General features: G+C 56.7%; 30 protein-coding genes. 12 read left to right on the forward strand and 18 right to left on the reverse strand.

Annotated elements, in window-relative coordinates; all coding sequences use genetic code 11:
- Positions 1-65: 65 nt before the first annotated feature.
- The 4 genes from rplT to thrS are packed head-to-tail and all read right to left on the reverse strand — an operon-like array spanning position 66 to position 3,180.
- The gene (gene rplT / locus L9Z73_RS01325) at positions 66-422 is read right to left on the reverse strand and encodes a 50S ribosomal protein L20 (RefSeq protein ID WP_003219940.1); all 357 of its coding nucleotides are present in this window, start codon (positions 420-422) and stop codon (positions 66-68) included.
- Positions 423-451: 29 nt separating this feature from the next.
- On the reverse strand, positions 452-646 hold the full coding sequence (gene rpmI, locus L9Z73_RS01330; protein ID WP_002553160.1) for a 50S ribosomal protein L35: 195 nt from the start codon (positions 644-646) through the stop codon (positions 452-454).
- Between the two features lie 60 nt (positions 647-706).
- Positions 707-1,258, reverse strand: a complete 552-nt coding sequence (gene infC / locus L9Z73_RS01335) for a translation initiation factor IF-3 (protein WP_247395830.1) — start codon at positions 1,256-1,258, stop codon at positions 707-709.
- On the reverse strand, positions 1,258-3,180 hold the full coding sequence (gene thrS, locus L9Z73_RS01340) for a threonine--tRNA ligase (RefSeq protein ID WP_247395787.1): 1,923 nt from the start codon (positions 3,178-3,180) through the stop codon (positions 1,258-1,260). The genes infC and thrS overlap by 1 nt, the downstream gene beginning before the upstream one ends.
- Before the next feature lie 367 nt (positions 3,181-3,547).
- Between thrS and L9Z73_RS01345 the strand changes: the two genes are divergently transcribed.
- Together L9Z73_RS01345 and L9Z73_RS01350 are read left to right on the forward strand one after the other, a co-directional pair.
- Positions 3,548-3,862 carry a hypothetical protein gene (locus tag L9Z73_RS01345; protein ID WP_247395789.1) on the forward strand — a complete coding sequence of 105 codons (315 nt, stop codon included), beginning with the start codon at positions 3,548-3,550 and terminating at the stop codon, positions 3,860-3,862.
- A 289-nt stretch (positions 3,863-4,151) separates the two neighbouring features.
- On the forward strand, positions 4,152-4,364 hold the full coding sequence (locus L9Z73_RS01350; RefSeq protein WP_003234260.1) for a cold-shock protein: 213 nt from the start codon (positions 4,152-4,154) through the stop codon (positions 4,362-4,364).
- A gap of 72 nt (positions 4,365-4,436) precedes the next feature.
- Here the strand turns inward: L9Z73_RS01350 and L9Z73_RS01355 are convergent, their stop codons facing one another.
- The gene (locus L9Z73_RS01355; protein WP_017847669.1) at positions 4,437-4,757 is read right to left on the reverse strand and encodes an I78 family peptidase inhibitor; all 321 of its coding nucleotides are present in this window, start codon (positions 4,755-4,757) and stop codon (positions 4,437-4,439) included.
- Between the two features lie 144 nt (positions 4,758-4,901).
- The gene (locus L9Z73_RS01360) at positions 4,902-5,210 is read right to left on the reverse strand and encodes a hypothetical protein (RefSeq protein ID WP_247395790.1); all 309 of its coding nucleotides are present in this window, start codon (positions 5,208-5,210) and stop codon (positions 4,902-4,904) included.
- 171 nt (positions 5,211-5,381) lie between these two features.
- On the opposite strand from L9Z73_RS01360, the gene L9Z73_RS01365 reads away from it, so the two are divergent.
- Positions 5,382-5,594 carry a hypothetical protein gene (locus L9Z73_RS01365; RefSeq protein ID WP_247395793.1) on the forward strand — a complete coding sequence of 71 codons (213 nt, stop codon included), beginning with the start codon at positions 5,382-5,384 and terminating at the stop codon, positions 5,592-5,594.
- Between the two features lie 33 nt (positions 5,595-5,627).
- Here L9Z73_RS01365 and L9Z73_RS01370 read toward each other — a convergent pair whose 3' ends face one another.
- From L9Z73_RS01370 to L9Z73_RS01400, 7 genes are read right to left on the reverse strand one after another with little or no spacing between them, the layout of a single operon-like run.
- Complete coding sequence (locus tag L9Z73_RS01370; protein WP_247395795.1) at positions 5,628-6,656, reverse strand: nucleoside hydrolase; 1,029 nt, start codon at positions 6,654-6,656, stop codon at positions 5,628-5,630.
- A gap of 26 nt (positions 6,657-6,682) precedes the next feature.
- Complete coding sequence (rbsD, locus tag L9Z73_RS01375) at positions 6,683-7,087, reverse strand: D-ribose pyranase (RefSeq protein WP_247395797.1); 405 nt, start codon at positions 7,085-7,087, stop codon at positions 6,683-6,685.
- Positions 7,084-8,001, reverse strand: coding sequence for a ribokinase (gene rbsK / locus L9Z73_RS01380; protein ID WP_247395799.1), 918 nt, complete (start codon positions 7,999-8,001; stop codon positions 7,084-7,086). Before rbsK ends, rbsD begins: the two co-directional genes overlap by 4 nt.
- 23 nt (positions 8,002-8,024) lie before the next feature.
- Positions 8,025-9,047 (reverse strand): LacI family DNA-binding transcriptional regulator, encoded by a 1,023-nt coding sequence (locus tag L9Z73_RS01385; protein ID WP_247395801.1) that lies wholly within the window; start codon positions 9,045-9,047, stop codon positions 8,025-8,027.
- A 3-nt stretch (positions 9,048-9,050) separates the two neighbouring features.
- Positions 9,051-10,028, reverse strand: a complete 978-nt coding sequence (locus L9Z73_RS01390; protein ID WP_247395802.1) for an ABC transporter permease — start codon at positions 10,026-10,028, stop codon at positions 9,051-9,053.
- Positions 10,025-11,578 carry a sugar ABC transporter ATP-binding protein gene (locus L9Z73_RS01395; RefSeq protein WP_247395803.1) on the reverse strand — a complete coding sequence of 518 codons (1,554 nt, stop codon included), beginning with the start codon at positions 11,576-11,578 and terminating at the stop codon, positions 10,025-10,027. Before L9Z73_RS01395 ends, L9Z73_RS01390 begins: the two co-directional genes overlap by 4 nt.
- Positions 11,579-11,635: 57 nt before the next feature.
- Entirely contained in the window at positions 11,636-12,595 is a 960-nt protein-coding gene (locus tag L9Z73_RS01400; RefSeq protein WP_247395804.1) for a sugar ABC transporter substrate-binding protein, read from the reverse strand.
- Between the two features lie 563 nt (positions 12,596-13,158).
- Here L9Z73_RS01400 and L9Z73_RS01405 point away from each other — a divergent pair.
- The 3 genes from L9Z73_RS01405 (at position 13,159) to L9Z73_RS01415 (ending at position 15,386) form a co-directional block, all read left to right on the forward strand.
- Entirely contained in the window at positions 13,159-14,247 is a 1,089-nt protein-coding gene (locus tag L9Z73_RS01405) for an asparaginase (protein WP_247395805.1), read from the forward strand.
- A gap of 190 nt (positions 14,248-14,437) precedes the next feature.
- Complete coding sequence (locus tag L9Z73_RS01410; RefSeq protein WP_247395806.1) at positions 14,438-14,689, forward strand: DUF1654 domain-containing protein; 252 nt, start codon at positions 14,438-14,440, stop codon at positions 14,687-14,689.
- A 4-nt stretch (positions 14,690-14,693) separates the two neighbouring features.
- Positions 14,694-15,386 carry an endonuclease gene (locus L9Z73_RS01415; RefSeq protein WP_247395807.1) on the forward strand — a complete coding sequence of 231 codons (693 nt, stop codon included), beginning with the start codon at positions 14,694-14,696 and terminating at the stop codon, positions 15,384-15,386.
- 43 nt (positions 15,387-15,429) lie between these two features.
- Here the strand turns inward: L9Z73_RS01415 and L9Z73_RS01420 are convergent, their stop codons facing one another.
- Entirely contained in the window at positions 15,430-15,810 is a 381-nt protein-coding gene (locus tag L9Z73_RS01420) for an SPOR domain-containing protein (RefSeq protein WP_247395808.1), read from the reverse strand.
- A gap of 247 nt (positions 15,811-16,057) precedes the next feature.
- On the opposite strand from L9Z73_RS01420, the gene csrA reads away from it, so the two are divergent.
- The 3 genes from csrA (at position 16,058) to L9Z73_RS01435 (ending at position 17,118) form a co-directional block, all read left to right on the forward strand.
- Positions 16,058-16,252 carry a carbon storage regulator CsrA gene (csrA, locus tag L9Z73_RS01425; RefSeq protein ID WP_003192511.1) on the forward strand — a complete coding sequence of 65 codons (195 nt, stop codon included), beginning with the start codon at positions 16,058-16,060 and terminating at the stop codon, positions 16,250-16,252.
- A gap of 210 nt (positions 16,253-16,462) precedes the next feature.
- Positions 16,463-16,726: a hypothetical protein gene (locus L9Z73_RS01430; protein WP_247395809.1), complete on the forward strand. Its 264-nt coding sequence runs from the start codon at positions 16,463-16,465 to the stop codon at positions 16,724-16,726.
- A gap of 95 nt (positions 16,727-16,821) precedes the next feature.
- Positions 16,822-17,118, forward strand: coding sequence for a hypothetical protein (locus L9Z73_RS01435; RefSeq protein WP_247395811.1), 297 nt, complete (start codon positions 16,822-16,824; stop codon positions 17,116-17,118).
- An 18-nt stretch (positions 17,119-17,136) separates the two neighbouring features.
- Here L9Z73_RS01435 and L9Z73_RS01440 read toward each other — a convergent pair whose 3' ends face one another.
- The 3 genes from L9Z73_RS01440 to L9Z73_RS01450 form a co-directional block, all read right to left on the reverse strand.
- On the reverse strand, positions 17,137-17,814 hold the full coding sequence (locus L9Z73_RS01440) for an HAD-IA family hydrolase (RefSeq protein ID WP_247395813.1): 678 nt from the start codon (positions 17,812-17,814) through the stop codon (positions 17,137-17,139).
- A gap of 183 nt (positions 17,815-17,997) precedes the next feature.
- Positions 17,998-18,948: a DUF979 domain-containing protein gene (locus L9Z73_RS01445; protein WP_247395815.1), complete on the reverse strand. Its 951-nt coding sequence runs from the start codon at positions 18,946-18,948 to the stop codon at positions 17,998-18,000.
- A complete protein-coding gene (locus L9Z73_RS01450) occupies positions 18,945-19,661 on the reverse strand; it encodes a DUF969 domain-containing protein (RefSeq protein WP_247395817.1) in 717 nt (238 codons plus the stop codon). The genes L9Z73_RS01445 and L9Z73_RS01450 overlap by 4 nt, the downstream gene beginning before the upstream one ends.
- A gap of 676 nt (positions 19,662-20,337) precedes the next feature.
- Here L9Z73_RS01450 and L9Z73_RS01455 point away from each other — a divergent pair.
- From L9Z73_RS01455 to L9Z73_RS01465, 3 genes are all read left to right on the forward strand, one after another.
- Positions 20,338-21,294 (forward strand): tyrosine-type recombinase/integrase, encoded by a 957-nt coding sequence (locus L9Z73_RS01455; RefSeq protein WP_247395818.1) that lies wholly within the window; start codon positions 20,338-20,340, stop codon positions 21,292-21,294.
- 641 nt (positions 21,295-21,935) lie between these two features.
- On the forward strand, positions 21,936-22,259 hold the full coding sequence (locus L9Z73_RS01460) for a hypothetical protein (protein ID WP_247395819.1): 324 nt from the start codon (positions 21,936-21,938) through the stop codon (positions 22,257-22,259).
- A gap of 640 nt (positions 22,260-22,899) precedes the next feature.
- A complete protein-coding gene (locus tag L9Z73_RS01465) occupies positions 22,900-23,772 on the forward strand; it encodes a helix-turn-helix domain-containing protein (protein ID WP_247395820.1) in 873 nt (290 codons plus the stop codon).
- 596 nt (positions 23,773-24,368) lie between these two features.
- On the opposite strand, the gene L9Z73_RS01470 is transcribed toward L9Z73_RS01465, so the two are convergent.
- Entirely contained in the window at positions 24,369-24,677 is a 309-nt protein-coding gene (locus L9Z73_RS01470) for a hypothetical protein (protein ID WP_247395821.1), read from the reverse strand.
- Between the last annotated feature and the right edge of the window lie 58 nt (positions 24,678-24,735).

The following is a 24,735-nucleotide window of genomic DNA, read 5'->3' on the forward strand; positions in this document are numbered from 1 at the left end:
TCCCCTATTTATGACGTTTAACACCTTGGACCACAGGAGTAGCCCAGGGTGACTGTCGGGGGTACTTAAGCCAAGGTGGCTTTAGCTTTCTCGACAATTGCAGCAAACGCCGCTTTTTCGTTCACTGCCAGATCAGCCAGAACCTTACGGTCGATCTCAATGGACGCTTTTTTCAGGCCAGCGATGAAACGGCTGTAGGACAGACCGTTAACACGAGCACCAGCGTTGATACGAGCGATCCACAGAGCGCGGAACTGACGTTTTTTCTGACGGCGGTCACGGTAGGCATATTGGCCTGCCTTGATTACCGCTTGTTTGGCAACACGGAATACGCGTGAACGCGCGCCGTAGTAGCCTTTAGCAAGTTTCAGAATTTTTTTGTGACGCTTACGGGCCATGACGCCACGCTTAACACGAGCCATGAGTTACTTCCTCTATTCTTGATCCAAAATTAACGAAGGCGCAGCATGCGCTCGACTTTTGCCACGTCAGACGGATGCAGCAAGCTGCTACCGCGCAGTTGACGCTTACGCTTGGTCGACATTTTGGTCAGGATGTGGCTCTTGAAAGCGTGCTTGTGCTTGATACCGTTAGCAGTTTTCAGAAACCGCTTAGCAGCACCACTTTTAGTCTTCATCTTTGGCATGTTCGGATACTCCGCATTCAGTTGATAAACATAATCAGAAGGCCTGCCGTGCCCTATTGATTACTTCTTCTTTTTCGGGGCGATGACCATGATCAGTTGGCGTCCTTCCATCTTAGGATGCTGTTCGACCGAACCGTACTCGAGCAGGTCAGCTTCAACCCGCTTGAGGAGTTCCATCCCCAGCTCCTGGTGGGCCATCTCACGGCCGCGGAATCGCAAGGATACCTTGGCCCTGTCCCCATCACTCAGGAAACGTACCAGGTTGCGCAGTTTTACCTGGTAATCCCCTTCCTCCGTCCCTGGACGAAACTTGATTTCTTTAACCTGGATCTGCTTCTGGTTTTTCTTGGCAGCGGCAACCTGCTTCTTCTTCTCGAAGATCGATTTGCCGTAGTCCATCAGCTTGCAGACAGGCGGTATAGCATCGGCGGAAATCTCCACCAAATCGAGCTTGGCTTCTTCAGCCTTAAGAAGCGCGTCTTCAATTGACACAATCCCAAGCTGCTCACCCTCAGCCCCAATTAACCGAACCTCGCGTGCCGAGATATTCTCGTTGATCGGGGCTTTCGGTGCAGCTCGTTTATCTTGTCTCATTTCACGCTTAATAGTAATTACTCCGAATCTGGGCGACCACGCCGGGAAACCGCTTGCGCGAGGAACTCAGCGAACTGGGCGACGGGCATCGAGCCCAGGTCAGCACCTTCACGAGTACGCACAGCGACAGTCTGCATCTCGACTTCCCGATCTCCGATAACCAAAAGATAGGGAACCTTGAGCAAAGTATGCTCGCGGATTTTAAAGCCGATCTTTTCATTTCTCAAGTCGGACTTGGCACGAAATCCGCTTTCGTTGAGAGTTTTTTCAACTTCAGCAGCAAAATCGGCCTGTTTATCAGTGATATTCATGATCACTGCCTGGGTCGGAGCCAACCACGCGGGGAATGCGCCCTCGTAGTGCTCGATCAGGATACCGACGAACCGTTCGAACGAGCCGAGGATCGCCCGGTGCAGCATAACCGGGTGTTTACGGCTGTTGTCTTCGGAGACGTATTCGGCTCCCAGACGGATCGGCAGGTTAAAATCGAGCTGCAAAGTACCACATTGCCAGACACGACCAAGACAATCTTTCAGCGAGAACTCGATTTTCGGGCCGTAGAAGGCGCCCTCACCCGGCTGCAGATCATACGCAAGGCCCGCGCTGTCTAGCGCAGCGGCCAGTGCCGCTTCGGCGCGATCCCACAGCTCATCGGAACCGACGCGTTTTTCCGGACGAGTGGACAGCTTCATTTCGACTTCGGTAAAGCCGAAATCGCGATAAACGTCCATGGTCAGCTTGATGAACGCAGCGGATTCGGCCTGCATCTGCTCTTCGGTGCAGAAGATGTGGGCGTCGTCCTGAGTGAAGCCGCGCACACGCATGATGCCGTGCAGCGCACCCGACGGCTCGTTACGATGGCAGGCACCGAACTCGGCCAGGCGCATCGGCAACTCGCGGTAGCTCTTCAAGCCCTGGTTGAACACCTGCACGTGGCATGGGCAGTTCATCGGCTTGATGGCGTAGTCGCGGTTTTCCGACTGGGTAGTGAACATGTTGTCGGCGTAGTTGGCCCAGTGCCCGGATTTCTCCCACAGACTGCGGTCAACGACCTGAGGCGTCTTGATCTCCAGGTAACCGTTTTCGCGCTGAACCTTGCGCATGTACTGCTCAAGCACTTGGTACAGGGTCCAGCCGTTCGGGTGCCAGAACACCATGCCCGGCGCTTCTTCCTGGAGGTGGAACAGGTTCAGGCGCTTACCGATCTTGCGGTGGTCGCGTTTCTCGGCTTCTTCGATGCGCTGGACGTAGGCGGCCAACTGCTTCTTGTCAGCCCAGGCCGTGCCGTAGATCCGCTGCAACTGCTCGTTCTTCGCGTCGCCGCGCCAGTAGGCGCCGGACAGCTTGGTCAACTTGAACGACTTGAGGAAGCGCGTGTTCGGCACGTGCGGGCCACGGCACATGTCGACGTATTCTTCGTGGTAGTACAGGCCCATGGCCTGCTCGTCCGGCATGTCTTCCACCAGGCGCAGCTTGTAGTCTTCGCCACGGGCGGTGAACACGTCGATCACTTCGGCGCGCGGCGTGACTTTCTTGATCACGTCGTAATCTTTTTCGATCAGCGCGTGCATGCGCTGTTCGATCGCAGCCAAGTCGTCCGGAGTAAAAGGACGCTCGTAGGCGATGTCGTAATAGAAGCCTTCGTCAATGACCGGACCGATCACCATTTTCGCCGTCGGGTACAGCTGCTTGACCGCGTGGCCAATCAGGTGCGCGCAAGAGTGGCGAATGATCTCCAGCCCCTCTTGATCCTTGGGCGTGATGATTTGCAGGCTGGCATCAGTGGTGATCAGGTCGCTGGCGTCGACCAGCTTGCCGTCGACCTTGCCGGCCACGGTGGCTTTGGCCAAGCCGGCACCAATGGATGCGGCGACCTCGGCTACGGAAACCGAATGATCGAATGAACGTTGACTGCCGTCGGGAAGAGTAATAGTTGGCATGGCGCCTCCTCTCCTAGTGGTGACCCCTACCAAAGGTCACGTGGGTTGGGATGAGCCAGTACAAGATCCAATACCAGGCCGTTCAGTGATGAACGCCTGCCTTACAGCGGCAGGAGCCTTTCGGCCAACCGATGATCGAACCAGAGTGACTGGAGTGGAAAAAAAAGGAACATGGCAAGGCGGCATTTGGCGCGCCCGGAAATAGCCAAGCGCAAGATGCTAGCACAGATGAACGGTCATCGCGCCCGCAGCGCCGCAGGTAATAACAAATTCCCGCCTTTATAGGGGAAAAAGTGAACTTGAGCTGTACGCCGGCCCTCAAATCCATCGAGAATCGCCGTTCGTCCTCACGACTTTGGAGCATTTAATGATGCGTTTTTCCTCAACTTTTGCGCTTGCAGCATCCCTTACCCTTATCTCCCTTGGCGCACACGCAGCAGCCCCTTCGAACTGGCCTGCGGGTGCCAGGGACGCGTTCGTTAAAGACTGCAGCTCAGCCGCCAGCCAGAACGTGGACATCAAAACCGCCAAACAACACTGCGAATGCGGCGCCGACAAGATCAATGCCGAATTGAGCACCGCGGAAATCAAGGAACTCATGACGAACCAGAACGCGAGCCAGGCGCTAAAAAACAAAGCGGTCGCGGCGATTTCGTCCTGCAAAGTCGTGAAGAAAAAGTAAGAATCACCGCGATTCGGATGGCAGTTTTTCAGTAAAAACCCTCTTAAAACTGCCATTTCGCACAAATTACGCAGCTTTTACGGCTTTTTTTACCAGTTGATATTTCGTGCAGAAGCCCCGTAGATCGGGGCTTTCAGCCCACCGAAGGACTAAACCCAAGGCTATTGATTAGCAAACAGTGCCTTGGGGGGGCTCCCAAGCCGAACATTTCGACTATGATAGCCCAGTGTGCCCAGTTGGCCTGAGCAGCACAGCACTACTGAAAATATATGTTTCTTGGAGATACACCATGTCTAATCGCCAAACCGGCACCGTTAAATGGTTCAACGATGAAAAAGGCTTCGGCTTCATCACTCCTCAAGGTGGCGGTGACGACCTGTTCGTACACTTCAAAGCTATCGAAAGCGACGGTTTCAAAAGCCTGAAAGAAGGCCAAACCGTTTCCTTCGTGGCTGAGAAAGGCCAAAAGGGTATGCAAGCTGCACAGGTTCGCGGCGAGTAATTCTCCGCTGAGCTAAAAAAACCCCGTCCATGTGACGGGGTTTTTTATGGGCGCTGCAAAAGCCTGTGGCTATCAGCCGCAATTGACCCGGGTGATCACCAGATTGTCGTCGGTGTTCAGGTTCAGGCGGTCGGAACGGTATTCCAGGGTGATCATATCGTTAGGCTTGAGAATTCGGGCGTTCTGCGCACCGGCACGGGTACGCGCCTGCTCCAGCAACTGGGGCGAGGCTTTCTGGCCGATCGTGAACTCGGCGGCCTTCGCCTCACAGCGGCTATGACCGGCATCGGTCACGGCGGCGTCTTTGGCTGGCTCAGAGGTACCCGGGGTGCTGCAACCCGCCAACGCGAGTGCCGCCAACAAAGTACCGAATGATGCGAGCTTCCAAGGCATGAAGCCTCCTATGATAAAAAATGGACAGAGATCGTGCGACAGCAGTCAGGCGGATTGGTTTCAAGACGTAAATCGCCCGCTGGCAAGTCTGCCTGACTCAGGGCAAGCATTCGCCCGGTCAATCGTCACCAGATATGAACGAATTCAGTAGATATCGATGTAGTCAAACGGCGGTTTTGGCCAATTCTGTTTCAACGCATTGAAAATCTGCGTGACCCAGACCTCATCGCTGGCGGCCACATTTCCGACGTAACCGGAGCCCTTGGCCCAGGTTTCCAGGCGAAACAGCAACCCATCGATATCGACGCCCCCGACGGCCTGGCCGGAGGAGATGTAGGCAATACCAGCCCTGGTGACTCGCAATTGGGTGTGTTCATCGTCGCTGGCACTGGCGAGCAGTTGGCGCACGGCGCTCAGTGTCAGGTTCTCGGGGTTGTTCAAGTCGATCTGCACGCGGTGTTCCCCGGCAATTAAAACAGGCTGACAGTGTCGCACACGGCCGGCCCCATTCCGAAGTACCTCATGCATAAGTAGCAGTGCCAAATGCCGTACAAAATGGTTAACTGGCGGAGTAAGAACCGCGTTTTAGCGCATTACCCCGTACTTCCTGCTCGCGAGTCCCCCATGACCACCGTAACGCTCCAAGCCGACATCAAAGCCAAGTGGCCCCAAGGGCAGAGCTCCTACAGCCCCGGAAGCCCGGAAGAATTGGCGATCATCGGTATCGACCTGCTGGTCAAGGAGTTGGGTACCCAGGCCGCGCAAGCGTTCATTGGCCAGGTTTTCGAGAAATACCCGGCCAATCACATGGGCGCGCACAACCCCGGGCGCGAATAAGAACCGGCCGGCGAGCGCCGACCGGCAATCACCTTACTTCAGGCGCGCCAGGCGCTCGGTCAGCAGATCGAAAAAGCCCTGGGCGTCGCCATTCTCAACCCAGAACACATTCTTTTCCTGCTTCAGGCCGTCATACCAATCGACGATGGTCTGGCCAAAGGTCGGTCCTTCGCGGCTGTCCACCACCATATTGGCCTGACGCCCACTGAACAACGACGGTTTGAGCAGGTACGCGATGACCGTAGCGTCGTGCACCGGGCCGCCAGGAATGCCGTAGTGCTCCATATCGCCCTTTACGTATTCATTGAGAATATCGCCGACGACTTTGCTCGCATTGTTCTTGATGTCAGCGATTTTCTTCAGGCGCGCCTCACTGGTCAGCACCTTGTGGGTCACGTCCAACGGCAGATAGGTCAGCTTGACGCCGCTCTTGAGCACAATCTCGGCCGCGACCGGGTCGGCGAACAGGTTGAACTCGGCCACCGGTGTGATATTGCCGCCATTGAAGTGCGCGCCCCCCATCACTACCACTTCCTTGATGCCTTGGGTGATTTCAGGCGCCTGGGTCAGCGCCAGCGCCAGGTTGGTCTGCGGGCCAAGCATGGCGATGGTGATGCTGTGGGGCTTGGCGGTGCTCAGGGTCTTGATCAGGTAATCAACGGCATTGCCTTCGGCCAGGCCTTTTTTCGGCTCGTGTACGGCGACACCGGAGATGCCCTCCTTGCCGTGGATATTTTCGGCGTAGATCGGCTTGCGCAGCAGCGGCTTCGGCGCGCCCGCGTACACCGGGATCTCCTCACGCCCTGCCCACTCACGGGCCAGGCGCGCGTTACGCGAAGTCTTGTCCAGGCGCACATTGCCGGCGACGGTGGTCAGCGCCCGAATGTTCAACTCATCCGGGGAAGCCATCGCAAACAGTAAGGCCACCACATCGTCGGCACCTGGGTCGGTGTCGATGATCAGGTCGATTTTTTCCGCCGCTTGGGCGCTCGCTGCGGTGAGTGCGGACAAAAGCAGAACACTCCGGAACAGATTTTTCAGGGTTGGAAGACGTCGTTGCATAAAACACTCCTTGTCGTAGGGGGACTCTAGAACGTTACGCCGGACACCAGCGCGATATTGCAATAAGGCTGGCACTCGCCCGTGCGGACAATGGCACGCGCACCGCGACTCAATTGCTTGAAGGCTTCATGGCTGACCAGGCGCCGCTCGCCGAGCGCCGCCTGGTCGGTCAGGGCGTTGAGCGCACTGAGTGCCGGCGGTTGCTTGAGCAGGATTTCTTCGGCCAGCACATGGTTTTCCACCTGCATTTCACTGAGCACAACGCGCAAGGTGCTGATGAAGTCGGGAATGCCCTGGGTCAGTGCCAGGTCGATCAACTCGACGCCCGGCGGCACGGGCAGGCCCGCATCACCGATAACCAGGATGTCGCCATGACCAAGGGAGGCGATCAGGCGTGACAGGGCAATATTGAGCAGCGGTGTCTTTTTCATGAGGACACAAAACCTTGAACGTCGTGCAGCGTAGGAATGGAGGGTTGCGCACCCGCGCGGGTGACTGACAGCGCGGCCGCCACCTGGCCAAAACGAATAGCCTCGGCTTCGCTTTTGCCATCGGCCAGCGCTGCGGCAAAGCCGCCGACAAACGTGTCACCGGCAGCCGTGGTATCCACCGCCTTGACCTTTGGCGCCGCCAGATGCTCAAAACGCTTGCCGTCGCTGAACAGTGCGCCCTGAGCACCTAGGGTGATGATGACTTTACCGGCGCCAGCCTTGATCAACTGCATCGCGGCGAGCTTGGCGCTGTCCAGGGAGTCCACCGTCACGCCACTCAGGGCGGTGGCTTCGCTTTCGTTGGGGATCAGGTAATCGATCGAGGCGTACCACTGCGCCGGTAAAGGACCGCTGGCCGGGGCCGGATTGAGGATCACCGTCTTACCCAGTTCACGCCCGCGCTTGAGCGCATAACCGACGGTCTCCAGCGGCACTTCAAGCTGACAGACGATTACGTCGGCGGCCTGCAACACCGCGTCAGCCGCCTGCAACGAAGCGGGCATCAGCTCGCCGTTACTGCCGGCAACGATCACGATCGCATTCTGGCTACTGTCATCCACCACAATCAACGCCACACCGCTGGAACCGTCGACGCGGCTCACAGCCTGGCAATCGATGCCTTCCACCAGCAACGCATCGCGCAATTGGCCGCCGTAGGCGTCAGTGCCGACGCAACCGATCATCGCAACCTCGGCCCCCAGCCGCGCCGACGCGACGGCCTGGTTGGCGCCCTTGCCACCGGGGACGGTGGAGAACGACTGGCCTATCAGGGTTTCACCGGCGCGGGGCAGCCGACTGGCACGGGTCACCAGGTCCATATTCAAGCTGCCTACTACCACTACTTTTGCGGGCATACATCAGTACTCATCAATTCGGTTCAACGGTATTGGGCGAACACACCGGCGAGTGGCGCCGTCGACTCACGCAAGACAATACTTGGCGTCACGATGCGTTGATCGATCGGCAGTTGGGGGGTAGCAATTCGTCGCAGTAACAACTCGGCCGCCGTCTCGCCCAATTGCACGATCGACTGCCCGACCGTGGTCAGCGCCGGGTACACGTAACGGCCCATTTGAATGTCATCGAAGCCGATCACCGACAATTCACTCGGCACGCGGATGTTGCGCTCGGCCGCTGCACGCAATACGCCGAAACCGATCATGTCGTTGCTGGCGAAAATCGCGCTCGGCGGGTTTTCCGACAGCAACTTCACCGCCGCGGCATAACCGCCGATGCTGGTGAAGTCACTTTCCTGGGTGCGATTGGCTGCCACATCGACGCCCGCCTCGCGCAAAGCGCGGTGATACCCAGCCAGACGCATTTGCGCCACGCGGGTATGGCCGGGACCGCCGATGCAGGCGATATCCCGATGGCCCAGTTCAAGCAAATGTCGGGTCGCCAAGTAAGCGCCCTGCTCATGATCAATGCGCACCTGGTCGACATCAATACCGTCCAGCGCCCGGTCGACGATCACCATAGGCGTGCGCACCGCGTTCAAGCCCGCGGCAAGGCCGCTGTCGTCGCCGCCCACCGAGGTCACGATCAAACCGTCGACGCGCTTCTCCAGTAACACCCGCAAGTAACTGCGTTGTTTTTCCGCGTTGTCGTCGGAGTTGCAGAGGATCACGCAATAGCCGTTGCGCTCGCAATAGTCCTCGATCCCCCGGGCCAGCTCGGCGAAATACGGGTTGAGGCTGTTCGGCACCAGCAGGCCGATGGTGGCGGTGGTCTTGGCCTTGAGCGAACGCGCCACGGCGCTGGGCACATAGTCCAGTTGCTTGATCGCGGCTTCCACCTTGAGGCGTACCGGCTCGCTGACTGGGCGCGTCTTGTTCACTACGTGAGACACGGTGGTGTAGGAAATACCTGCAAGCGCCGCCACATCCTTAATCGTCGCCATGGTTCAGCCCCGCCGACTTGCGCGTTGGCTGCGGTAGGTATCGAGGACCACGGCAATCACGATCACGGCACCGGTGATGATGCGTTTGGTGGGTTCCGTGGCACCGATCTGCGCAAGGCCAGCCGCCAGCACCGAAATAATCAACACACCGAAGAACGTGCTGATCACCGAGCCGCGTCCGCCCATCAGGCTCGTGCCGCCGATCACCACCGCCGCGATCACTTGCAGCTCCAGACCGGACCCGGCGTTCGGGTCCGCCGCTTCCAGGCGCGAGATCTGGAACAGCGCCGCGACACCGGCCAGCAGGCCCATCAGACTAAACACCAGGATCTTGTAAGGCTTGGGATTGATCCCGGCCAGACGCACAGCCTCTTCATTCGTACCGATACCGATCAAGTAACGGCCGAATACAGTACGGGTCAACACCAGTTGGGCGGCGACGATCACCAGCAAAGCGATGATGAACGAGGGCGAAATCCCGAAGGCAATCGGGTTGGACAGCCAGGCAAAGGAGTCACCGATATAGGCCGTGCGCGAACCAGTCATCTGGTACGCCACGCCGCGCGCCATTTCCAGCACGCCGAGAGACACAATAAACGACGGGATTCGCCAGGCCACGGTGATCGAGCCGGTGATGGTGCCAGCCAACGCGGCGCAACCCATGCCAAGCACGGCGGCCGGCAACACGCTCCAGCCCCAGCTGAGAATCGCCACGCTGACCGCCGACGCCGCCAGGGCCAGCACCGAGCCCACCGACAGGTCGATACCGCCGATGATCAGGATGAAGGTCATGCCCACCGCCAGCACCATCAGGTCCGGGATCTGGTTGGCCAGGGTGCTGAAAGTGTCGTAGGACAGGAAGTGATCACTGAGCACCGAGAACAGCGCAATCATCGCCAGCAACGCACCCGCCAGCCCCAAGTAGGTGCCCATGCCGTAAAAGTTACCACCCGCTTTACCGGGCGAAGTTGTTGTTTTCATTGGGCATCCCTAAGCGCTGCGTCGTTGAGCAGCGCGTCACGTTTCTGATAGCCGGCAAAGGCGGCGGCGAGCAATTCATCCTGGGTCCAGCTGTCGCGCTCGAAGGTCTCGATCAAGCGCCCGGCAGACAGCACGCCGATGCGGTCACAGATCAACATCAGCTCACGCAGGTCGCTGGACACCACCACCAGCGCTTTGCCCTGACGGGTCAATTCACCGAGCAACGCATAAATGTCGAACTTGGCACCCACGTCGATGCCGCGGGTCGGCTCATCGAACAGCATCACCGAGCAGTCGCGCTCCAGCCAGCGGCCAATCACGACTTTCTGCTGGTTGCCGCCGGACAGTTCGGACACCAATTGCGCCGGGCTGGAACTGCGGATGCGCATGGCATCGATCTGACGCTTGGCCAGAGCTGTTTCGTCGCGACTATTTACCACGCCGCCGCCGGAAATTTCCGGCATGTTGCCCAGGGCGATATTCGCGCTGATGGATTGCGTCAGCAGCAGGCCTTCGCCCTTGCGGTCTTCGGTGATCAAGGCGATGCCGTGACCCACCGCGTCGACCGGCGAGCGAATGCTGACCACTTGGGCCGGCGACCCCAGGGCAACGGTGCCACTGTCGGCCAGGTCGGCACCGAAGATCAGGCGCAGCAATTCCGTGCGGCCGGCGCCGATCAGGCCGGAGATGCCATAGATCTCGCCGGCACGCACTTCAAAGGAGACGTCGCGGACTTTGTCGGCACGAGTCAGTCCTTTTACCGTCAAGGCCGGGCCGCCGATGGTACGTGGTCCAAGGTCAATGTGTTCGCCCAGCTCGCGACCGACCATCAAGGTCACCAGTTGCTCACTGTTGTAATTGGCCATCGGCTCGACGCAGACCAGTTTGCCGTCACGCAGTACCGCAATGCGTTGGGCGACACGGGCCAACTCTTCGAGCCGATGCGAAATATAAATGATCGCCACGCCCCTGGCCTGCAGGCGGGTGATTTGCTCAAACAGCATCTCGACTTCACGGGCGGTCAACATCGCCGTGGGTTCATCGAGGATCAGCACATGGCAGTCGCCGATCAGGTTACGGGCGATCTCGACCATTTGCTGATGGCCGATGCCCAGGCTACCGACCAGAGTGTCCGGGTCGATCGCATCCAGGCCAACCTGGGCCATTGCTTCGATCGCCGCGCTACGCAGTTGCTTGCGGCTGATCCAGCCACAGTGGTTCGGCAGGTTGTCCAGGAACAGGTTTTCGGCAACGGTCAGCGTCGGCAGCAGGTTGAGTTCCTGCATGACCATGCGCACGCCCAGCTCTTCGGCCTGGGTGCGGCTGCCGGGGCGGTAGTCCTGACCGCTGAATTGCATGTGCCCGGTGGTCGGTGTGACCAGCCCGCCGATGATCTTCGACAAGGTACTTTTGCCTGCGCCGTTTTCACCGGTCAGCGCCAGCACTTCCCCGCGATTGAGCGTCAGGGTGATGTCGGATAGAACCGGCTGGGCATAGGTCTTACCGATACCGCTGACCGAGAGGACAGCATTCGGGGCGGAAGATGACATAGGAAAATCTCCAGGCGTCCGCTCAGGGTGAGCGGACGCTGTTGGGTGCAGCCAGGATTATTTCTTGAGGACGAGTTCGACCGGGGTTTCGATCGCGCCGTCTTGAGCGTCTACCTTCTCACCCTTGACCAGCTTGAGCGCGTTCTGGATACCAAACACAGCCTGCTGTGCGGCAGCCTGGTCGGCTGTCGCCAGGATACGGCCGTCCTGCAGCATCGGCTTGATCGCTTCGATGTTGTCGTAGCCCACGACCAGCACCTTGCCGGCCTTGCCTGCCGCGCGCACTGCGGAGACAGCGCCCAGGGCCATGTTGTCGTTACCGGCCAACAGTGCCTTGAGGTCCGGATATTCGCTCAGCATCGCAGAGGCGACTTTCTGGCCTTGGTCGATTTCCCAGTTGCCGGATTGGGTGGAGACGATCTTCATGCCAGCCGCGTCCATCGCATCCTTGTAGCCTGCAGTGCGCTGCTGCGCGTTGGTGGTGGTCGGTACGCCTTCGATGATGCCGACCTTGTCACCCGCAGCCAGTTGCTTGGCCAGGTAGTCACCCACCAGCTTGGAGCCCTTGCGGTTGTCCGGGCCGACGAAGGGAATATCGAGGTTTTTGCTTTTCAGCACGCCCGGGTCCAGGCGGTTGTCGATATTGACGACCTTAATGCCGGCATCGGAGGCTTTTTTCAGCACGGTGACCAGTGCCTTGGAGTCAGCCGGCGCAATGACGATGGCGTTCACTTTGGCGAGGATCATCTGGTTGACAATATCGATCTGCGCGCTGGTATCGGTTTCGTTCTTGATACCGTTGCTGATCATGTCGAAATCCGCGGCGTGGGACTTCTGGTAGTCCTTCGCGCCTTCTAGCATGGTGACGAAGAATTCATTGGCGAGGGACTTCATCACCAGGCCGACCTTGGGTTTGGCGGCGGCGTCATCAGCGAATGCAGAAGAGAAAGGCAGCGCAGCAGATGCGGCGGCAAGCACAGCGACAGCAAGAAGACGTCCAGCGAATGGCAGCTTCATGGGTTCACTCCGATCTTATGATTATTGTGAGCAACGCTTGCACCGAAGAACACTTCGGCAGCCCTCCCACCCGGGCGGCTGATACGAGCTTTCAAGAGGTTCAGGGCGCCCCCATGAAACATCTCGCAAACGTTTGCGTTGATCAAACTATGAGAACCTTGTCGGGATTTGTCAACGGAAGAAAACCGCACGCCCTCCAAGCCCTCTAGCCCCTACTCTCTAGCCTGTCACGCTGGGTTATTAAACATCGCCGCCGCCGGATCGTTTTCTAAAACGACAGGCCGTGACGTCGATGACATACACCGCACGCGACTATCTCGTCATTATTTTCGGACAACCGAACGCAACACCCGCCCTTTGTTCGGAAAGCCGGACAATCGTTTAGATAAACCACTCTAAACGCGAATTAAATACCAATAAAATCAGTAGGTTAAATAATAACGACCGGCAGTTTCAGGCTGGTACAAATCCTGCTCCCTCCCAGCACCTCGATGCGTTCAGAACCGCTCGAGCGCTCTAGATGAACTTGCTACCGCACTCATCAAAAACCAGAGAGAAAAATAATGAAATCTGCATTGAAGACCATTGTTCCGGGCGCCCTAGCCCTTCTGCTGCTGTTCCCCGTTGCCGCTCAGGCAAAAGACGTCGAAACCAAAGCCAAACTCTCCAACGTAGTGATCCTCGCCACGGGTGGCACCATTGCCGGTGCCGGCGCCAGCGCCGCTAACAGCGCCACCTACCAGGCAGCCAAAGTCGGCATCGAGCAATTGATCGCCGGTGTTCCGGAGCTTAGCCAGGTCGCCAATGTGCGTGGCGAGCAAGTGATGCAAATTGCGTCCGAAAGCATCAACAACGAAAACCTGCTGCAACTGGGTCGCCGCGTCGCCGAACTGGCTGACAGCAAGGACGTCGACGGCATCGTGATCACCCACGGCACCGACACCCTGGAAGAAACCGCTTACTTCCTGAACCTCGTGGAAAAAACCGACAAGCCCATCGTTGTAGTCGGGTCCATGCGCCCAGGCACCGCCATGTCGGCAGACGGCATGCTCAACCTGTACAACGCCGTCGCCGTCGCTGGCAGCAAGGATGCCCGCGGCAAGGGCGTGCTGGTGACCATGAACGACGAGATCCAATCAGGTCGCGATGTCAGCAAGATGATCAACATCAAGACCGAAGCATTCAAGAGCCCATGGGGCCCGTTGGGCATGGTGGTTGAAGGCAAATCCTACTGGTTCCGCCTGCCGGCCAAGCGCCACACCATGGATTCTGAATTCGACATCAAGACCATCAAGAGCCTGCCTGACGTCGAAATCGCCTACGGTTACGGCAACGTGAGCGACACTGCCGCCAAGGCCCTGGCCCAGGCCGGCGCCAAAGCAATCATCTATGCAGGCACTGGCAACGGTTCGGTGTCCTCCAAGGTCGTCCCGGCTCTGCAGGAACTGCGTAAGCAAGGCGTGCAAATCATTCGCTCCTCCCACGTGAATGCCGGCGGTTTCGTGCTGCGCAACGCCGAACAGCCTGACGACAAGTATGACTGGGTGGCTGCCCATGACCTGAATCCGCAGAAAGCGCGGATCCTGGCGATGGTTGCCCTGACCAAGACTCAGGACAGCAAAGAGCTGCAACGGATGTTCTGGGAATACTGATTCCTGGTGACACCTGTGCAGGGGCGGATTCGCTCGCCCCTGCTTCCCCGCAGAACCCTCGCTACCCACCTCCCCGCCCTACATCAATTCGCCTAAATCGCTGTCAGACGAGCGTGCTGAGTTTTAAGCAGTTGCGAAATCGCCCACAGTCAAATACTGTATGCACGTACAGCTTATTAAGGAATCCGCCGTGGCAAAATCCTCTTCCGCAGTGCCAACCCCGCCTGACGCCTATGAACGCCTGGCCCTTCGTGTGCAAAAAATCATCAATTCGACCAACGCCCAGAAAGCCAAGGCGGCCCTGATCTTCCGTCTGCCGGATGAGCCGGAGGACGAATGGCAACGCTTGCTGGAAGAAATTGCGGAGAACGACAACGTCACACTCGCTCACCGGGACGACGGTGGCGTGCAGATTTTCTGGGTTGTGCCGAAGGAAGATTGATTCAATGAGTGTCCGTTTTACTGCTGTGTTTTTTTGCCTGTTTTTTGCCGTCACTGCCCATGCCCAAGCGCCCCGAACGTTCAGCGAAGCCAAGAAAATCGCCTGGAAGCTCTACGCACCGCAATCCACCGAGTTCTATTGCGGCTGCAAATACACGGGCAACCGCGTGGACCTGAAAGCCTGCGGCTACATCCCACGCAAAAACGCTAACCGCGCCGCGCGCATCGAGTGGGAACATATCGTGCCGGCCTGGCAGATCGGGCATCAGCGCCAGTGCTGGCAGAATGGCGGGCGTAAGAACTGTACGCGGCATGACGACGTGTTCAAACGTGCTGAAGCCGACCTGCACAACCTCGTGCCGAGCATCGGCGAGGTCAATGGCGACCGGAACAACTTCAGTTTTGGCTGGCTGCCGGTGCAAAGTGGACAGTACGGCTCATGCCTGACCCAGGTCGACTTCAAGGCCAAGAAGGTCATGCCGCGCCCGTCCATTCGCGGGATGATCGCACGGACGTATTTTTACATGAGCAAACAATACGGCTTGCGCCTGTCGAAACAGGATCGTCAACTGTACGAAGCCTGGAACAAGACCTATCCGGTGCAGCCCTGGGAGCGCCAGCGCAATCAGACGGTGGCCTGTGTGATGGGGCGTGGGAATGAGTTCGTCGGCCCGGTAAATCTGAAAGCCTGCGGCTGAAAACGAGCGGGAAAAATCGGCATTTCCCCGCTCAATCTTCCGGTTACTGCGCGACCTTGTGTTCGATAACCTGCGACTCGGTATCGTTTTTCTTGGCGCGGGCCAGCTTTTCCGTAAGCAGGGCCTGCTTGGCTTCAGCCTCGGCCTGGGTAGGAAATGGCCCCAACAGCACCACGTCCTTGCCGTCTTCCTTCACGATATAAAAATTGAAACCATGCTCCAGCAACCAGGCGGTCAGGTCGGTGATCGCCTGCAGCTTGTGGTCCGGCGGGCCTACGCGCACGTCCCATTCCTGGGCGGCAATCGCACCGATTTGCGGCTGGCTTTCAGTCACGGCCGGCTTCGCCTTGGGCTCTTCGACACGCTTGCCTTCACCGCAACCGGCCAATGCCAACACCGCCATTGCCATCGCTACTTTACGCACTGCCCTGCTCCTTTAAGGATAAAGAGGCAACTTTATCATCCACTGTCTGTTCTGGCGGTCATAAACGTTGGCTTAAACAATGCGAATCATGTATCGCAGACCTGTATGATGACGCCATGGGAATTAATGTCGCCTCTATGCGTCCTAAAAGAGGCAGTCACAGGGAAGCGCTTAGCAGTAAGCTACACACATCCGACACCTGCCCTGTCTGAATCATGTGTCCTTAAAGGTAATCAAGGAGAAGTCCATGCTGATACTCACCCGTAAAGTTGGTGAAAGCATAAACATCGGTGATGACATTACGATCACCATTCTGGGCGTCAGCGGCCAGCAAGTAAGAATCGGCATCAATGCACCTAAGGATGTTGCCGTGCATCGCGAGGAGATTTACCAGCGCATCCAGGCTGGCCTGACGGCGCCAGATAAAAACCAGACGCCTTGAAGCGCCTTCAGTAGCCAGCCTTTTCGTTCACTGTAACGGCTGGCGAAAACCCTTTTGGCCTGCTCGCGTTCTTTTCGCGCTCAGCGTGTCCCACCCCTTCATCGTCGCTGAAAGATGAAACTGTCATCACGCCCGGAACTTGTTGCATGATTCGCGGCCGAATCTCGTGAAACCCTCTTCCCCCATACGAGTGCACTCAGGAGCACATCGATGAGGCCTACCACGAAGCGCCCCTTTGCCGCCCGCTCCTGGATGATCGCCCTGCTCATCGGGTTCGTCTTTGCGGGGTTGGAATGCGGTTTGAGATTCGAAATCAAAGGCATCTACGTCACCGATGTACCCTCGTGGCTAGACTTGACGCTGTTGCTCGGCGGCTACCTGTTTGTATTCTGCCTCCAGCCAATCCAGAAAACCGTCCAGCGCAAAATGTGCCAGCGCGCGGCTCTGGGGGGACACCGGAGAACTGCACGTTGATCGCCAATGCCTCGCTATCAGATCGCCGGTATTTACAGCCCCGCCCCAGCACCTATGCTTGCCCTTGCACGGTCAGTTGAAAGGCGCTGAAGCCGATGGACACCCTGAGCAAATCCCAAATCGAATCTGCACTGGCATCACGCTTACCCAGCTATAAGGTCGCCTGCACATTGCATGCTGACGGCACCCTTTCAGCCATTCTCAGCGGCCCGAACACCGACCACTTCACGATCACCGGCATCGTGCGCGCACACTATCGCGGCGAAGAAGCGATTGCCCGACTTGCCAACGAGATACTCAGGGAGATGGCGCTATCGCGCCGGGGTGTGAAAAGTTATCCGTTGCAGATGCCCGGCGCACCCAGCACTTGCGAAGAAGGCCAGGGCCGGTAGAGGGCGCAGCCTTTCCTCTCAATCCATTCGGCGCTCGACGCGCAGCAAGCCTTCAGCGTCGCGCTGCACCTGAATCTGTTCATACCCGTCGATAGAAGCATGCGCCGTCACCATGAGGGTCAGGTGCGTCGAAGTCACGACCATCACATCCGCGCCCGCCGCCTCCCCCGCTCGAATCCCTACCGTTGCATCTTCAAATACCAGGCAGTCCTGGGCCGCGACACCCAGACGCTGCGCGGCGAGCACATAGCAGGCGGGGTCGGGCTTGCCGTTGTCGACATCCTCGGCCGTCACCCACACCGCCGGCGGACTGATGCCGGCCGCCTGCAGGCGCCGTAGCGCCAACTCCCTGGGAGCGGACGTCACCAACCCCCATTGATCACCGGGCACACTGCTCAAGAACGCAACAGCGCCGGGAATCGCAACGACCCCTTCGACATCATTCAGCTCAGCCTCGGTGATCCATTGCGCCTCAGCCTCAGGGTCGACTCCAGGCAGCGCCTGACGCTTGATCGTATCGATCGCGCGGGCGCCATGAATGGTGGTCAGGAACGCCGCCACATCCAGACCATGACGTTCAGCCCAGATACTCCACACCCGTTCTGCAGCCGCAATGGAGTTGAGCAAGGTGCCGTCCATATCGAACAAGAAGGCGCGGTAACGCTGGGCAAATACAGCAGGACCAGGGATGGACACGGCGTGGCTTCCTTGTAGGCGGCGACAAAAATAGACCCGATGCAATCTACGGATCACCTCGGCGGTTGTAAACGCCAGCAGAGCTGGCGGGACAGCGCACGGCCGCATAACTTCCCACGACGGGCTCACGCGATCGTAAGCGAAGGGCTCGAACCCGCCAGCAGTAAGGTGTGCATCCTGACCTCACATCAACAGATAAAGCAGGACAATATTGACCACCAGCATCATCAACGCGGTCGGCAACTGCGCCTTGATCACCGCGTTTTTGTCCGGCAGTTCCAGCAACGCTGCCGGCACGATATTGTAGTTGGCCGCCATCGGGGTCATCAGCGTACCGCAATAGCCGGAAAACATGCCGATCGCCGCCATCACCGCCGGGTTGCCACCGTAGATGCCGACCAGCACCGGCACGCCGACGCCGCCGGTCATCACCGGAAACGCGGCGAAACCGTTACCCATGATTACCGTAAACAGCGCCATGCCCAGCACGTAAACCATCACCGCCACCAACTTGAAATCCAGGTTGATGTAAGTCGTGGTGACGTGGGCAACCGCAGTGCCGACTCCGGCTTCGTTGAACAGCAGCCCGAGCATTGCCAGCATCTGCGGCAACACCATGGCCCAACCCAGTGCCTCGGTGAGGCGACGGGATTCGCGCAAGGCTTGCACCGGCGTATCGCGAGTCAGCCAGCAGGCCAGGCCCAGGGCAATCAGGCAGCCGATCCCCAGGGAGACGAACGTGGTGTTTTTCGGGTCCAGCAACGGTACGCCGCCGATCTCGGTGTGCTTGAGCAAGACCGAGCCAATCACCGTAGTCAGGGGAATCGCCAGCGCCGGGATAAACAACTTGTGGCCCAGGCGACCGGCACTCGCTCGGGACGCCTTGTCGTGCAATTGGGCATGGGTGCCACGCCCCACGCCGCCCAGACCGGCGATCAATGCCATGACCACCACGCCCGCGCCGATCACCACCGACGGCAAGCGCTCCCCCACCAGGAACGGAATGGCGAACAACAGCCAGAACAACGCGCTGGACCAGCGCTTGGGGTGGCTGCGATCGAGCAGGATCATGCCCGCAGTGATCAGCAGCAACACACCGGCCAGCCAGTACAAGTATTGAATGGAAATGATCATTGCGCAGCCTCCACTGGCGTGGCGACGGCAGTCATCTCACGGGTCAATCGTCGATCGAACCGATGCAGGCGGACCGCGTGAATAATGAAGGCGCAGATCGCCGTGGGAATGCCCCACACCGCGATGTGCAGTGGCTCCACATCAATCCCCAAACCCAGCAGGAAGGTGTGCATCAACGCAATCGCACCAAACGCGACAAAGATGTCTTCGCCAAAAAACAGCCCGACGTTATCGGTGGCGGCACACATCGCCAACACCTTGTGACGCACCTTGTCCGGCAGTTTGCCGTAGCGTTTTTCCGCCGCACCTTCAGCCATTGGTGCCAGCAGCGGTCGCACCATCTGCGGATGCCCGCCGAGACTGGTCAGCCCCATGGCCGCCGTCGACTCGCGCACAAACAGGTAGATAATCAGCAAACGCCCGACCGTGGCCCGCTCAAAACGCGCGATCCAGTTCTGCGCATGCAGGCGCAAGCCATGGCGTTCCAGCAAGCCGATCACCGCCAGGGGCAATAACAGGATCAATTGCAGGGCGCGAGTCTGAAGGAAACCATCGCCCATGGTCGCGAGGATTTTTTCTAGCGGGAAATGGGCAGCCAACCCGGTGGCGATGGCGGCGGCGGTGACCACCAAGAGCGGATTGAAGCGCAAGACAAAGCCAACCACGATCACAAGCACGCCGATCAGCGGCCATAAGTTCACAACAGTTTGCATGGCGGTGAGGTCCTTTAATGCGCGCTGCGGCGCCAATGACAGCAGGATGTGAACAAAGGGTTCACAGCAGGACAGTGGCGTGCAGTCGGCTCGGTTTTTTATTGTTGACCTGGAAGGTCGAGCGTCGATGGCGGCAACTTTGCTGCCTGGGGGCGGGAGGTGTCCAACAAGAAAAATTGGTGCTGCAAACCAATAAATTTTGTGAGTGATTGCCTTGTGTCGGCTCAGCGTGAAGATTCTTATTCAGCCACTACACTCAACAAAGCAGCTGCGCGGTTCGTGCACCGCTGCCCACGGCAATGTTACCGACAGGGAGGCAAACCCCTATGTACGCCGGACAAACGCATATGGAAACGTTCAATGGCGAGATTCTCTGCCAAATGCTCGTCCAAATCATCTGCCTGCTAGCGGTGGCTCAGCTTTTCTTCTGATCGCCCGCCTCACCGTCCGCCGTGAACGGGGTGTGGCGAAGCTGTGCCAAAAATTCCAGGCAACAAAAAAGGGCTCACCTTTCGGTGAGCCCTTCTAGACCGCCCAGCAGAGCGGATTTTGTTTGGTAGGCGCGATTGGACTCGAACCAACGACCCCCACCATGTCAAGGTCTGCTTGAGCAAGCTCCAAGCCTTGGTGCTCAAGGGTTTCACAGAACGCCCATTCACATTATGAGGCGTCAACAATGGCTAATTTCCGCTTACTTCCGTCCGGCAACTGGAACGCTCAGGTACGGGTAAAGGGTAAATCTCCACAGTCGAAAACCTTCAGCACCAAAGCTGAAGCAGAGTTATGGGCGAACCATCTCGAAGCCGTGACGGTGGAACGCAAGCATCACACTATATATACGCTGGGCATGACCTACTGCGAAACCATGCTCAAAGGGAAAGGCAGCTACGACCACGCACTGAGGATCGTGGAGCATCTGGGCAAGCACTTCACCCAACCCATTCACGAAATCACGCCGCAGATGATCAATGACTTCAAGATTATGCGATTGAAGAAGGTGAAGCCATCCACGTGCAGGACGCAGCTCGCCTTCATGTCCCGCTTCTTTCGATTCGCCAAACGCGGGTTGTTGATCGACATTCACAACCCTGTAAGCGATATCGCACTTCCAAAGCCCGACCGGTCTTCTGACAAGGTGATTAGTGCAAGCGAGCTTGAGCGGTTACTGGCGAAGCTGTCACCCATCATGAAACCCATTGTCGAACTGGCATATGAGACTGCCATGCGGCGCTCTGAAATCCTGAAGCTGACAAAAGACTGCCTGCACCTCAAAGACCGTATTGCCGATGTGATCGACGGGAAGAACGGCACTCGATCCGTACCTCTCACCCACCGAGCCGTTGAGATTCTTGAACTCGCCCAACTGTGGGCCACTGTGGAACGCCATCCATACGGCATGATTTTCACGGTCACTCCGCATGCCGTCTCTCAGGCCGTGCGTCTGGCACGTGTTAAGGCTGGACTAGATAGTAGCGTTAGGCTGCATCAACTCAGGCACACCAGAATCACCAACGTGGCGAAGAAAGGATTCAACAACGCTCAAATCATGATCGTCTCAGGGCACAGGGATACGCGATCCGTCGCACGATACTCTCACCTAAATGTCAGGGACGTACTGCACCTCATCGACTGATCAACCGAACGGACTGCCAACCTTGACGAACTTAGGTTGGCGGCTCCTGAAACTCACCCATTACCTCCGAAAACCGCGTCAAAACCAGCACTAGATTCGCCTGCTTGCGAACGAGCACTTCCGTTCTGCCCAGTGTTAACGGGCTTACATGGGTGCGTAGACTAAGCAGGAGGCGTTCTCCCTCGCCGGAAACCGGTTTTGTGCTTATTAAGTCTATTGGAGGCGTATGGGGATGGGAGTGCTTAGATTCCACAGTGCGTTTCATAGTTATCACCCAGCGTCAACTAGTCCTTGACAGAAAGTGTCAAGCTGCGTAGAATGACCACATCAGAAAAACATGCCGAACACGTCCCGCACCCATACAGTGCCAGATGATCGGTATAGTGCTGTCTATATATTGGCTAACCACCACTGACGGTCAAAGCAACACCGAGAGACTAACGATGAATCAGCCACAAATGATCCAACTCAGAAAAGAGGCAAAGCACCGACGCTAACAGAGTTCACTACTTCTTGAAGATAGAACGATGACGACGATGCCGACCTTGAGTCGGTTTTTTTGTGTCTGAGATTCGTCAAACCATTCAGGCACAACCTGAGAGGACTATGCCCATTTATTGAACTGAACAAGGAGAAACGTAATGCAAAAATTCAACACCGCTGCATCCGAAGCAAACACCCCGGCCAATCTGACCGCCTATTTCCGTGCTAATGGCGATCACGAAATCGCCGATAATCTCCTCATTCAAAGTGGCCCATTGGAGCTCTGTTCTGATCAGAGCTATCAACACTCAGATGAGCGCCCCTCCGTCTCCGAGATGGAAAAAGAGTTGGCATTTATTCGCCAGCATATGATCGCGTTAAAGACTCATCCCGAGACGGTCACGCCAGAACCCTCAGATGCTGTTATTCGAGCTCTTTATTCTCTGGCATACGATGCCTTGGAACAACTGGCTGACCGCTAGCAATTCCCAGTGAAAGCCTATCGACTTTAGTTGTCGAGTCGTTCAGGCACGCTTGAAGTAATAAAACCTTAGAACGCTGATCATCCTAGCGGAGTACTCCGCTGGGTGTGATTCCTCATACCCTAGCAATAACGCCAACGGCACAACCAATATCAGAGGTGAACGCCAACCCAAAACAACATAGGAGAAATATAAAAGTGTCGAACTACATCATTATAGATAGAGGGTCAAATCTGATCGTTAGAGTCATTAGCTCAAGCGTCAAGCTGAGGGTTACTGCGAAGTACCGAGCAATACGAGTATCCGATGCCATTTTGGCCAAGTACGATAAGCGAGCTAGGCTGAAGTCCCGCAATGGCACCTTGGTAGACGCTGGAGAGCTAGCGAACGTCAGCCCTGCGTTCTTTGAGCTGTTACAGGTTCGCAGCTAACACCACTGTTTACTGACGAAAATCCATGTAAAAGAGCCTACCCCTACCTACCCTATGGGTTGGGTGTTTTTACATGGGTTTCAGCCAATGAATACGGGGGTGTAATGGCCGATATCAGGCAAAGCACACCCTCAACAAAATATTGAAATGAACAAACGGCAATACCCGAGGTAACGCCTATCGAAATGAACTGAAGAGGAGAAACGAAAATGACCAGCATCGCCCCCAAAAAAGTGATTCACACCACTGTATCGGCAACCGATATTCGCTCCACACTCATCAAGCACAGCACCTCCACCATTGATAACCTTGTCTTCGACAAGAATACAGGCGAGCTGCTGGGCTGCTACACCTTCTCGGACTATGATCCCGAACCGATTCATTATCCAGCGGCGGCCAATCAAGCACAGGCTAATTACATTACTGACGAGGATGGTAGTCCAATCCCGCTTTTCATATCAGTAGCGAATAACAATAGTATAGCGACAGTCTCCGCCCTACCCGCCCCAAATGCTCAACCGCTCACGGGCGTAAAAAGTGGAAAAGGTCGAAAAGAGCAGGTCATTAAGAATCCGATGCACGCGGTATTTTCGATAGCCATGGTTGAAGAGACACCCATCCCTTGGCTGGACGACTATGTCCGAGGGGCCATCAATACGGGGCCAGGAGTGATTAACGGCAAGTACAGCGTATCTCCTGCTGACGTCACTAGATTACTCAGACTGCCGGAAATATCAGTAGATAGCGCGTCAAAATGGTTGCTGAACCACGACCGCAACCCCATGAGCGTGAGACAGATTCAGCGTGTCGTCGAAGCCGCGAGAGTAGCATTGAAGGGGATCGCATTGTATTTGGAGCGTCATCCGAAGATACTCCCCAACCTCGGTGCTGAGATTGACTTCAGCTCGTTCTGGACAAGCTACGCACCTGAGAAAAAGCAGCAAGGGCGAAAGGAGCACCCGAAGCGACAGGAAGTATTACGCCTGCTGGAGCAAGGCGAAGATATAAAAGCGATTGCACGGAATACTGGCGTCTCAAGACACACTATTCGGAAATGGCAACGAGAACTGCTCGCCGCCTGAATCAAGCTTACTCACCCCTGACGGGAAGACTGTCAGGGGGGGGCAGTAACGTGTATTAACGACAGATATATAAGAGAGAGCGAAGCGAACGAAAGCTTTGTACTGGAGACGGGACGTCTCGACGTAGCACTGTCGGCGGAGCCGAAGAGTTAGCACAGTCAAGGCGGCAGCCTGATGGTATTACTCTTGAAAGTCTATCATTGCTAGAATAGTAATAAAAATTACTGATGAACGAAGTAAATCATTTCTAACCTAGCACCTACCATCAAGCTTGCTTGATAATGTTATACCTTCTTAACTTCGTTCATGGTTTAGCACGGACAGGCGACAGCCTGAGAGCAACCTTCTTAAGTACGGGATTCACTGACGTTCATTAGTACCCGTAATAAATTTCAATGTAATCAGACTTCAGTGTGAATCACGTTTCAGTGTGAATCACTTCAGTTGTAATCCTACTGAAAGCTTCCGCTTTCCTGATGATGCTTCGTTGACCTTCAGTCCCGCTGCTTGAGTACTAGTCAGTGCGTGGGGGAGCAATCCTAAAAGGCTTCTTAGGAAAGGTCCCCTCCCAATCATCGTGCATCGCACCGAATTTTCTACCGCAGGTAGAAGTAAAGGAACACCACTACCAATACGACAAAAATCACTCGCCCTTGAATTACGTCAGAGTTCGCCTTGTCCACCTTGATCTGTTTGTAGGTGTCCACGTCGCTCAAGCCTTGCGTTTTGTAGAGCATGATCTGATTGATTTGCTTGTCCAGTTTCTTGTTGTGAGCGTCATTGCTCCGCATGGTCAGACCCCACACGATCAACCAAAGTCCTCCAGTCAGGACGGTCATGATCACGTGCAAGATGTGGTTCGTGTTCTTCTTCTGGCTGGTCAGAAAAAACAACTTTTCGTTCATGGTGATTTCCTGTCAGGTCTAGCAAGGTGAGCGACGAGAATACCAATGTATCAATTGG

Origin of the sequence: Pseudomonas emilianonis (assembly GCF_023072625.1) — a bacterium.
GTDB classification, from domain to species: Bacteria; Pseudomonadota; Gammaproteobacteria; order Pseudomonadales; family Pseudomonadaceae; genus Aquipseudomonas; species Aquipseudomonas paraveronii.